This window comes from Streptomyces sp. NPDC091281 (assembly GCF_044757425.1).
GTDB lineage: Bacteria > Actinomycetota > Actinomycetes > Streptomycetales > Streptomycetaceae > Streptomyces.
The window spans coordinates 205,644-218,058 of sequence record NZ_JBIVUY010000003.1 but is presented as its reverse complement, the minus strand read 5'-3'; the positions used below and the strand labels follow the sequence as shown (position 1 = coordinate 218,058).

The following is a 12,415-nucleotide window of genomic DNA, read 5'->3' as shown; positions in this document are numbered from 1 at the left end:
CAGCCGCGGGAGACCGTCGGCATCGGCTCAGGGATGTGGCGTTGGTGGCTGAAGGCGACAAGATGGACGACAAGTACGTCGAATACCTCAAGCGGCTCACCGCCGAACTGAGGCAGACCCGCAAGCAGTTGCGGGACGTGGAGGCACGCGACCGGGAGCCCGTCGCGATCGTGTCCATGAGCTGCCGCTACCCCGGCGGCGTGGAGAGCCCCGAGGACCTGTGGCGGCTCGTGGACGAGGGCGGCGACGCCGTCTCCGGGTTCCCCGTGGACCGCGGCTGGGACGTCGAGGCGGGCTACGACCCCGACCCCGACCGGCCCGGCACGTTCTACGCGCTCGGCGGCGGCTTCCTGCACGAGGCGTCCCGCTTCGACGCGGACTTCTTCGGGATCTCGCCGCGCGAGGCCCTCGCCATGGACCCGCAGCAGCGGCTCCTCCTGGAGATCTCCTGGGAGGCGTTCGAGCGGGCCGGCATCGACCCCGGCTCCGTCCGCGGCAGCAGCACGGGCGTCTTCGTCGGCGCCGCCACCTCCGGCTACGGCGCCGGGGTGAGCGAGTTCCCCGACGGCGTGCAGGGCCTGCTGCTGGCGGGCAATGCCACCTCCGTCGCCTCCGGCCGCATCGCCTACACCCTGGGCCTGGAGGGGCCGACGGTCACCGTCGACACCGCCTGCTCGTCCTCCCTCGTCGCCCTGCACTGGGCGTGCCAGGCGCTGCGCCGCGGCGAGTGCGACATGGCGCTCGCGGGCGGAGTCGCCGTGATGGCGACACCCGCCATGTTCTACGAGTTCAGCCGTCAGCGCGGCCTCGCCGCCGACGGCCGCTGCAAGGCGTTCTCCGACGACGCCGACGGCACCGGCTGGGCCGAGGGCGCGGGCTTCCTCCTCGTCGAGCGGCTCTCCGACGCCGTCCGCCTCGGCCACCCCGTGCTGGCCGTCGTACGCGGCACCGCGATCAACTCCGACGGCGCGTCCAACGGCCTCACCGCGCCCAACGGGCCCGCCCAGCAGCGCGTCATCCGCGCCGCGCTCTCCAACGCGGGCCTCACCCCGGCCGACGTCGACGCGGTCGACGCCCACGGCACGGGCACCTCTCTCGGCGACCCGATCGAGGCGCAGGCCCTCCTCGCCACGTACGGCCAGGACCGCGAACAGCCGCTGTGGCTGGGCTCGTTGAAGTCGAACATCGGGCACACCCAGTCGGCCGCCGGGGTCGGCAGCATCATCAAGATGGTGCAGGCGATGCGCAACGGCTCCCTGCCCCGCACCCTGCACGTCTCCGAGCCGTCCCGGCACGTCGACTGGTCCGCCGGGGCCGTCCGGCTGCTCACCGAGCCCGTCGAGTGGCCCGCGGACGGCCGCACCCGCCGTGCCGCCGTGTCCTCGTTCGGCATCAGCGGCACCAACGCGCACGCCGTGATCGAGGAGGCCCCCCGGCCCGCGGCCCCGGACGACGCCGACCAGGCGCCCGCGCCCGCCGCCGAACCCGCCGCCGTACAGGACCTGCCCGTCGTGCCGTGGCCGGTGTCCGCGCGCAGCGAGGAGGCCCTGCGGGCGCAGGCCGCCCGCCTGCTGGCCCGACTCCGGCAGACGGCGTCCCCGGTGGCGGCGGACCCCGCCGAGCGGTCCGAGGGGGCCGAGGGGCGTGCCGACACCGCCGGTCCGGACGGGCGCCCGCGCCCGCTCGACGTCGGCCACGCGCTGGCCACCACCCGCGCCGCCCTCGAACACCGGGCGGTCGTCCTCGCCGCTGATCTCGACGGCGCCGTCGCCGAACTGACCCGCCTCGCCGAGGGCACCCCCGGCCCGGCCACCGTCACGGGCCGCGTCACCCGCGGCGCCACCGCGTTCCTGTTCGCGGGCCAGGGCTCCCAGCGGCCCGGCATGGGCCGCGAGTTGTACGACACGTACCCGGTGTTCGCCGCCGCCTTCGACGCGGTCGACGCCGAACTGCCTTTCTCCCTGAAGGAGATCGTGTTCGGGACCGGCGGTGCCGGGAGCGGCGCGGGCGCGGCCGACGCCGAGCGGCTGAACCGCACCGAGTACGCCCAACCGGCCCTGTTCGCCCTCGAAGTCGCCCTGTTCCGGCTGCTGGAGGCGTGGGGCGTCACCCCGAAGTTCGTCCTCGGCCACTCCGTCGGCGAACTGGCCGCCGCGCACGTCGCCGGGGTGTGGTCCCTCGCCGACGCCTGCCGTCTGGTCGTGGCCCGCGGTCGGCTGATGCAGGCGCTCCCCGAGGGGGGCGCGATGGCCGCGCTCCAGGCGACGGAGGACGAGGTACGGCCCCTCCTCGACGCCCGCGTCGGGCTCGCCGCCGTCAACGGCCCCCGCGCGGTGGTCGTGTCCGGCGCCGCCGACGCCGTCCAGCGGGTCACGGAGCGCTTCCGCGCCCAGGGCCGCAAGGTGACCGCCCTGCGTGTCAGCCACGCCTTCCACTCCCCGCTGATGGAACCGATGCTCGCCGGGTTCCGGGCCGTCGCGGAGAGCGTCACCTATCACCCGCCCCGGCTGACCCTCGTCTCCGACGTCACCGGCGAGACGGCCCGCCCCGCCGACCTGTGCACGCCCGACTACTGGGTCCGGCACGTCCGCGAGTCCGTCCGCTTCGCCGACGGCGTCCGCACGCTCGCCGCCCGCCGGGTCGCCCGCTTCCTCGAACTCGGCCCCGACGGCACCCTCACCGCCCTCGCCCAGGAATCCCTCGACGGCGACGGCCCCCTCGCCGTGCCCGCCCTGCGCAAGGACCGCCCCGAGCCCGCCACGCTGACCGCGGCCGTCGCCGCCGTCTTCACGCACGGCACCCCCGTCGACTGGCCCGCCCTCTTCGCGGGCACCGGAGCCCGCCCCGCCGAGCTGCCGACGTACGCCTTCCTGCGCGAGCGCTACTGGCTGGAGCCGACCGCGCCCACCGCCCCCGGCACCGACGGCCGCGCCGAACTCCCCGGCGGCGACACGGGGTTCTGGTCGGCCGTAGAGGACGAGGACATCACCGCCCTCGCCGACACCCTCGACGTCGATCCGGGCCTCCTGCGCCCGCTCGTGCCCGCCCTGTCGACCTGGTGGCGCGGACGCCGCGAACTCGGCCGCGTCGACCGGCTGCGCTACCGCGCCGCCTGGCGGCCCGCCGAACCCGCCGACGGCACCCCGCTCACCGGGCGCTGGCTCGTCGCCGTCCCCGCGGACACCACCGGCCACGACCTCACCCGCACCGTCGTCGACGCGCTCACCGCACGCGGCGCCGAAGCGCTGACCTGGGAGTACGGGCCCGACGAGACACGCTCCGCCCTTGCCGCCCGCCTCGCCGACACCGGCCCCCTCGCCGGTGTCCTCGCCCTCCCGACGACCGACGCCACCGCGACCGACAGCCCCACGACCGGCGGCTCCGCGACGGACAGCGCCGCGACGGACAGCGCCGCGACCGGCGCCACCCCGGCGGCCACCGCGCTGACCCGCGCCCTCCTCCTCGTACAGGCCCTCGGTGACGCCGACGTCACCGCGCCCCTGTGGCTGGCCACCCGGCAGGCCGTCGGCACCGGCCGCTCCGACGCCGCGCCCGACCCGGCGCAGTCCGCGCTCTGGGGCCTCGGCCGCGTCGCCGCCCTCGAACTCCCGGACCGCTGGGGCGGCTTGATCGACCTGCCCGGCACGCTCGACCGGCGGGCCGCCGCCCGGCTCGCCGCCGTCCTCGCCGCCCCCGGGGGAGAGGACCAGCTCGCCGTCCGCGCCTCCGGCGTCCTCGTCCGCCGCCTCCAGCACGCCGACGACGCCACCGGCACCGCGACCGGCACGCCGGCCCAGGGAGCCGCCTGGCAGCCGCGCGGCACGGTCCTCGTCACCGGCGGCACCGGCGCCCTCGGCGCCCGCGTCGCCCTCTGGGCCGCCGCACAAGGCGCCGAACACCTGGTCCTCACCGGCCGCCGCGGGCCCGACGCGCCCGGCGCCGCCGACCTCACCGCCCGCCTCACCGAGCTGGGCGCCCGCGTCACCGTGGAGGCCTGCGACGTCGCCGACCGGGCCGCCGTGGAACAGCTCCTCACCCGGCACACCCCCGACGCCGTCGTGCACGCGGCGGGCGTCACCGACTCCGTGCCGCTGACCGACCTCGACCCCGCCCGCCTGGCGTCCGTCCTCGCCGCCAAGGCCGACGGCGCCGCCCACCTCGACGCCGTGCTGTGCGCCCGGGGCGACCGGCCGCTCGACGCGTTCGTCCTGTTCTCCTCCATCGCCGGGGTCTGGGGCAGCGGCGGCCAGAGCGCCTACGCCGCCGCCAACGCCTACCTCGACGGCCTCGCCGAACAGCGCCGCGCCCGCGGCGCCACCGCCACCTCGATCGCCTGGGGCCCCTGGGGCGAGGGCGGCATGGTCGCCGAGGACGGCGCCGAGGAGTACCTGCGCCGCCGCGGCCTCACCCCCCTCGACCCCGACACCGCCCTCGCCGCCCTGCACCGCGTCCTGGAGCAGGACGCCACCGGCCAGGTCGTCGCCGACGTCGACTGGACCCGCTTCGCGCCCGGCTTCACCAGCACCCGCCCCAGCGCCCTCCTCACCGACCTCCCCGAGGCCCGCGCCGCCCTCACCGGCGCCCCGGCCGCCGCCGACGACTCCGGCGCCGGTACGGCCCTGCGGTCCCGTCTCGCCGACCGGCCCGCCGCCGACCGCGTCCGCGCCCTGCTGGACCTCGTCCGCACGCACGCCGCCGCCGTCCTCGGCCACGCCGACGCCGCCCTGCTGGAGACGCGCCGCGCCTTCCGCGACTCCGGGTTCGACTCGCTCACCGCCGTCGAACTCCGCAACCGGCTCACCGCCGAGACCGGCCTCGCCCTGCCCGCCACCCTCGTCTTCGACCACCCCACCCCGGTCGACCTCGCCGCCTTCTTCCACGCCGAACTCTTCGACGGCGCCGAGGACCCGACCGGCGCGGGCACCGTCTCCGGCCGGGCGCGCACCGACGACGACCCCGTCGTCATCGTCGGCATGGGCTGCCGCCTCCCCGGCGGCGTCGACAGCCCCGACGAGCTGTGGGAGCTGGTCGCCGGGGCCCGCGACGCCGTCACCCCGTTCCCCGACGACCGCGGCTGGGACCTCGACGCCCTCTACCACCCCGAGCCCGGCCGCCCCGGCACCAGCTACACCCGGCACGGCGGATTCGTCACCGGGGTCGCCGACTTCGACCCCGCGTTCTTCGGGATCTCGCCCCGCGAGGCCGTCGCCATGGACCCCCAGCAGCGGCTCCTCCTGGAGATCTCCTGGGAGGCCCTGGAGCGCGCCGCCATCGCCCCCGGCGGCCTGCGCGGCAGCCGTACCGGCGTCTTCATGGGCTCCAACGGCCAGGACTACCCGGCCCTGCTGCTCAGCACCCCCGACGCGGGCGACGGCTACCTCGGCACCGGCAACGCCGCCGCCGTGGTCTCCGGCCGCATCGCCTACGTCCTCGGCCTGGAAGGGCCCACCCTCACCGTCGACACCGCCTGCTCCTCGTCCCTCGTGGCCCTCCATCTCGCCGCCCAGGCCCTCCGGTCGGGGGAGTGCGACCTCGCCCTCGCGGGCGGCGTCACCGTGATGTCCACCCCCGGCGCGTTCCTGGAGTTCAGCCGCCAGCGCGGCCTCGCCGCCGACGGCCGCTGCAAGGCGTTCTCCGACGACGCCGACGGCACCGGCTGGGCCGAGGGCGCGGGCGTTCTCGTCGTGGAACGCCTCTCCGACGCCCGCCGCCACGGCCACAAGATCCTCGCGGTCCTCGCCGGGTCGGCCGTCAACCAGGACGGCGCCTCCAACGGCCTCACCGCGCCCAACGGACCCGCCCAGCAGCGCGTCATCCGTGCCGCGCTCGCCGACGCCGGACTCGCCCCCGCCGACGTCGACGCCGTCGAGGCCCACGGCACCGGCACCACCCTCGGCGACCCCATCGAGGCACAGGCGCTCCTCGCCACCTACGGCCAGGACCGCGAACAGCCCCTCTGGCTCGGCTCGTTGAAGTCGAACATCGGCCACGCCCAGGCCGCGGCCGGGGTCGCGGGCGTCATCAAGATGGTCCAGGCGCTGCGCCACGGCGCGCTCCCGGCCACCTTGCACGCCGCCACCCCGAGCAGCCACGTCGACTGGGACGCGGGCGCCGTCGCCCTGCTCACCGAGCACACCCCGTGGCCCGCCAGCGACCGGCCCCGCCGCGCGGGCGTCTCCGCGTTCGGCGTGTCCGGCACCAACGCCCACGTCATCGTCGCCCAGCCCCCGGCGGACGACCCCCAGCACACCCCCGCCGACGGCCACGACGACCTGCCCTCCGACGTCTCCGGTGCCGCCGGTCCCTCCGGATCGGACACCCCGCGCCCCGGAGCCGAAGCCCCCGCCGACACAGCGGGTGGCCCCGCCGGTGTCGCCGTGCCGCTGCCCTGGATCGTCTCCGGAGCCTCCGAGGACGCCCTGCGCGAGCAGGCCGCACGCCTGCTCGCCCACGCCGAGGCCCACCCCGGCCTGACCGCCGCCGACCTCGGACTGTCCCTCGCCACCACCCGCACCCCCTTCGAGCACCGCGCGATCGCCCTCGGCACCGACCGCGCCGAACTCCTCGCCGCACTCGCCTCGTTCACGGACCCCACCGACACCGACACCAACCCCGCCGTCGTCACCGGCCGAGCCACCCCCGACGGCCGTACGGCGTTCCTCTTCGCGGGCCAGGGCGCCCAGCGCCTCGGTATGGGTCGGGAGTTGTACGAGGTGTATCCGGTGTTCGCGGATGCCTTCGACGCGGTCTGCGCGCATCTGGACGTGGAACTGCCGCGCGCGTTGCGGGGGGTGGTGTTCGGTGCGGACGCCGAGGCCCTGAACCGTACGGAGTTCGCGCAGCCCGCGTTGTTCGCTCTGGAGGTGGCGCTGTTCCGGCTGCTGGAGTCGTGGGGCGTCCGTCCCGACGTCCTGGCCGGGCATTCGATCGGTGAGATCGCCGCGGCGCATGTGGCGGGGGTCTGGTCGCTGGCCGATGCCTGCCGACTGGTCGCCGCGCGGGGCCGGTTGATGCAGGCCCTCCCGGAGGGTGGGGCGATGGTCGCCGTCCAGGCGGCGGAGGACGAGGTGCTGCCGCTTCTGGGTGACCGTGTGGGTCTCGCGGCGGTGAACGGGCCCCGTTCCGTGGTGATCGCGGGTGCCGCCGACGCCGTCGAGGAGATCGTGGACCTCTTCCGCGCCCAGGACCGCAAGGTCACCGCCCTGCGCGTCAGCCACGCCTTCCATTCCCCGCTGATGGAGCCGATGCTCGCTGACTTCCGCAAGGTCACGGAAGGCCTCACCTTCAGCAGCCCGCGGCTCCCCTTCGTCTCCACCGTGACCGGCGCCCCCGTCAGCACCGAGGAACTGACCTCCCCGGACTACTGGGTGCGCCACGTCCGCCAGACCGTCCGCTTCGCCGACGCCGTCACCGCCCTCGAAGCCGAAGGAACCACCAGGTTCCTGGAGCTGGGCCCCGACGGCACCCTCACCGCCCTCACCCTCGCCACCCTCTCCGGTGAGAGCGCCACCGCCGTCCCGGCCCTGCGCGCCGACCGGCCCGAACCGCGGACCCTGCTCACCGCCACCGCGACCCTGCACGCCCACGGCGCCGACGTCGCCTGGCCCGCGCTCCTCCCGACGGCCCGCCCGGTCGACCTGCCCACCTACGCCTTCCAGCACGACCGCTACTGGCCCCGCGTCACCGGCGCCGCCTTCGGCGACCTCCGCGCGGTGGGCCTCACCGCCGCCGGACACCCGCTGCTCGGCGCCGCCGTCACCCTCGCCGACAGCGCCACCGCCGTCCTCACCGGGCGGCTCTCCACCCGGCTCCAGCCCTGGCTGGCCCAGCACGTCGTCTCCGGCCGGGTCCTGCTGCCCGGCACCGCCTTCCTGGAACTCGCCCTCCACGCCGCCGACCACGTCGGCTGCGCCCAGGTCGAGGAACTCACCCTGGAGGCGCCCCTCGCTCTGCCGGCCGAAGGCGCCGTCCAGCTCCAGGTCACCGTGGGCGCGCCCGACGAAGACGGCCGCCGCGAGATCGGCGTCCACTCCCGCCCCGCCGACGACACCGCCGCCGCCGACACCGACGGCGAGCCCTGGCAGCGGCACGCGAGCGGCACCCTGCTGCCCGACCCCGCCACCCCCGCCCCGCCCACCGGCCTGCGGCCCCCCGCCGAGGCCACCCCGGTCCCCACCGACACCCTCTACCCGCGCCTCGCCGACACCGGCCTCGCCTACGGCCCCCTGTTCCGCGGCCTGACCACCGTCCGGCAGCACGGCGACGCCCTCTTCGCCGAGGCGGCCCTCCCCGACGAGGGCACCCCCGACGCCCAGCGCTACGGCCTCCACCCCGCCCTCCTCGACTCCGTCCTGCACGCCCTCGGCGCCACCCCCGCCCGGACGGCCGCCACCGACGGTCCCGGCGGCCCCGGCCTGCCGTTCTCCTGGTCCGGCGTCACCCTCCACGCCACCGGCGCCGCCCACGTCCACGCCCGCCTGCGCACCACCGGCGACGGGACGGTCGCCCTTGACCTCACCGACCCGGACGGCAACCCCGTCGCCACGGTCGACGCGCTCACCCTGCGCGCCCTGACCGCCCCGCCCGCCGACCCGGCCACGCCCGGCCACGCCGGTCTCCTGCACCGGGTCGCCCGGACCCCCCTCCCGCTCGACCCGCCCGCCGCCGACGAGCCGTACCCCGCCACCGCCCCGCTGCCCACCGTCCTCCCGGCGGACAGCCGCGAGCCAGGCACCGACACCCTCGTCCGCGTCGAGATCCCCGCCGGGGACCCGCTGCCCGCGACCCACGCGGCCACCGCGCGGGCCCTGGACCTCGTCCGCGACTGGCTCGCCGAGGAGCGCTTCGACGGCGCCCGTCTCGTCTTCGTCACCGGGAGCGGGACCGCCCCCGACGACCGGCCCGCCGACCCGGCCGACGCCGCCGTACGCGGCCTGGTCCGCGCCGCCCACGCCGAGAACCCGGGCCGCTTCGCCCTGCTCGACACGGACGGCACGGCGGAGTCGTGGGCCGTGACCCGGGCGGCGCTCGCGACCGGCGAACCCGAGATCGCCGTGCACGCCGGCACCGCCACCGTCCCGCGCCTGTCCCGTGCCACCGACGCGACCGAACTGCCCCTCCCCGCCGACGCGTCGGCCTGGCGGCTCGACATCGTGGAGAAGGGCACCCTGGAAGGCCTCGCCCTCCGACCCGTCGTCCAGGGCGAGTTGGGCGAGGGTGAGGTCCGCGTCGCCGTCCGCGCGTCCGGCGTCAACTTCCGCGACGTCCTCAACGCCCTCGGCATGTACCCCGGCGACGCCCGCGACTTCGGCCTGGAAGGCGCCGGTGTCGTCACCGAGACCGGGCCCGGCGTCACCGGACTCGCCGTCGGCGACCGCGTGATGGGCCTCTTCCCCGGCTCCTTCGGCCCGGTCGCGGTCGCGGACGCCCGCACCGTCGCCCGCATCCCGGAGGGTTGGACGTTCGCGCAGGCGGCGTCGGTCCCGATCGTGTTCCTGACGGCGTACTACGCGCTGACCGACCTGGGCGCGGTCGAGGCGGGGGAGTCGGTGCTGGTGCACGCGGCGGCCGGTGGTGTGGGTATGGCCGCCGTGCAGCTCGCCCGTCACCTCGGTGCCGAGGTCTTCGGCACGGCGAGCCGGGGCAAGTGGGACACCGTCCGGGCCCTCGGCCTGGACGACGACCGGATCGCCTCGTCCCGCGACACGGACTTCGAAGCCGCCTTCCTCACGGCCACCGGAGGCCGGGGCGTGGACGTCGTCCTGGACTCCCTCGCCGGGGAGTTCGTGGACGCGTCCCTGCGTCTCCTGCCGCGCGGGGGCCGCTTCCTGGAGATGGGCAAGACCGACGTCCGCGACCCGGAGACGGTCGCCGCCGAGCATCAGGGCGTCACCTACCGGGCGTTCGACCTCTGGGACGCCGGTCCGGACCGCATCGGGGAAATGCTCACCGACCTGGTCGCGTTGTTCGAGGTGGGCGCGCTGACCCCGCTGCCGGTGACCTGCTGGGACGTGCGCAAGGCACCGGAAGCCTTCCGCCACCTCTCCCAGGCCCGCCACGTCGGCAAGGTCGTCCTCACGGTCCCGGCCCAGCTGGACCCGGAGAGGACGGTTCTGATCACCGGCGGTACGGGCGGTCTCGGCGCGCTGGTCGCCCGGCACCTGGTGACCGAGCGCGGCGTACGGCGGCTGCTGCTCGCCAGCCGACGCGGCCTGGACGCTCCGGGCGCCGCCGAACTCGTAGCCGAACTGAACGACTTGGGTGCTTCCGAAGTCGAGGTCGCCGCGCTGGACGTGGCCGACCGCGACCAGCTCGCCGCACTCCTCGCCGACCGTGACCTCACCGCCGTGATCCACACCGCGGGTGTTCTGGACGACGGCGTCGTCTCGTCACTCACCCCCGAACGCCTCGCCGCCGTCCTGCGGCCCAAGGCCGACGCGGTCACCCACCTGGACGACCTCACCCGCCACCTCGACCTCGCCGCGTTTGTCGTCTTCTCCTCCGTCGCGGGCCTGTTCGGAGGGGCGGGCCAGGCCAACTACTCGGCCGCCAACGCCTACTTGGACGCCTTCGCCGCCCGGCGGCACACGGCGGGGCTGCCCGCCGTGTCGCTGGCCTGGGGACCGTGGGCGCCCGGCGCGGGCATGACCGCCGACCTCGACGAGGCCGACCTGCGGCGCATGGCGCGCGGCGGAATGCTGCCGCTGAGCGCCGCACAGGGCCTCGGCGCCCTCGACGCGGCGCTGGAACGGCCCGAGCCGCTCCTCGTGCCGATCGCGCTCGACCGGCGAGTGCTGCGGGACCGGCAGGCCGTCGCCGCCCTGCCCGCCCCGCTGCGCGGGCTCGCCGCCGCCCCCGCCCGCCGCACCGCCGCGTCCGGCGACGGCGCCCGCGCCGCCGACGGCTTCCGCGCGCGGCTCGCCGCCCTCCCGCAGGCCGAGCGCGACACGGCCGTCCTCGACCTCGTACGCGCCCAGACCGCGACCGTCCTCGGTCACGCGGGCCCGCGGACGGTCGACGCCACACGGGACTTCCGCGGTCTCGGCATCGACTCGCTCACCGCCGTCGAACTCCGCAACCGCCTCACCGCCGCCACCGGACTGCGGCTGCCCGCGACACTCGTCTTCGACTACCCGTCCCCGCAGGCCCTCGCCCGCCACGTCGGCGCCGAACTCGGCGGCAGCACACCGTCCGTGAGCACGCCCGGCGCCCCCGCCGCCCCCGCCGCCGACCCGGCCGGGGACGACGCGCGGATCGCGATCGTCGGCATCGGGTGCCGGTTCCCCGGCGGCGTGCGCGGCCCGGAGGAGTTCTGGCGGCTGCTCGCCGACGGCGTCGACGCGATCGGCGCGCCCCCCGCCGACCGCGGCTGGCACGCCGACGGCGTCGAAGGCGGATTCCTGTACGACGCGGCCGAGTTCGACGCCGACTTCTTCGGGATCTCGCCCCGCGAGGCCCTCGCCATGGACCCGCAGCAGCGCCTCCTGCTGGAGATCTCCTGGGAGGCCCTGGAACGGGCCGCGATCGACCCGCGCGGCCTCGGCGGCTCCCGCACCGGCGTGTTCGTCGGCACCAACTACCAGGGCTACGGCTCGGCCGCGCACGCCGTTCCCGAGGACGCGCAGGGGCAGTTGATGACCGGGCACGCGGCGAGCGTCGCCTCCGGGCGCGTCGCCTACGTCCTCGGCCTCGAAGGCCCCGCCGTCACCGTCGACACCGCCTGCTCCTCCTCCCTGGTCGCCCTGCACTGGGCCGCCCAGTCCCTGCGGTCCGGCGAGTGCGACCTCGCGCTCGCCGGAGGCGTCACCGTCATGGCCACCGCGGGCGCCTTCGCCGAGTTCGACCGGCAGGGCGGCCTCGCGGGCGACCACCGCTGCAAGGCCTTCTCCGACGACGCCGACGGCACCGGCTGGGGCGAGGGCGCGGGCATCCTGCTCCTGGAACGCCTCTCCGACGCCCGCCGCAACGGCCACCCCGTCCTCGCCGTCGTCCGCGGCAGCGCCGTCAACTCCGACGGCGCCAGCAACGGCCTCACCGCCCCCAACGGGCCCTCCCAGCAGCGCGTCATCCGCGCCGCCCTCGGCGCCGCCGGTCTCACCCCGGCCGACGTCGACGCCGTCGAGGCGCACGGCACCGGCACCTCCCTCGGCGACCCCATCGAGGCGCAGGCCCTCCTCGCCACGTACGGCCAGGACCGCGAACAGCCGCTGTGGCTCGGGTCGGTGAAGTCCAACATCGGGCACACACAGGCCGCCGCGGGTGTCGCCGGGGTCATCAAGACCGTCCTCGCGATGCGCCACGGCACCCTCCCGCGCACCCTCCACGCCGACCGGCCCAGCAGCCACGTCGACTGGACCGCCGGACAGGTCGCCCTGCTCACCGAGGCCCGCGACTGGCCCCGCGCCGCACGGCCCCG

The 12,415-nt window shown here is 76.6% G+C and carries 1 protein-coding gene (running past one end of the window); it reads left to right on the top strand.

The features are described from left to right. Nucleotides 1-44 precede the first annotated feature (44 nt). On the top strand, nt 45-12,415 hold the 5' portion of the coding sequence (locus tag ACIQPQ_RS09705; protein ID WP_401302025.1) for a type I polyketide synthase. Its footprint extends 3,733 nt past the window's final position; the window shows 12,371 of its 16,104 coding nt (coding positions 1-12,371); it begins with the start codon at nt 45-47; its stop codon lies off the right edge, out of view.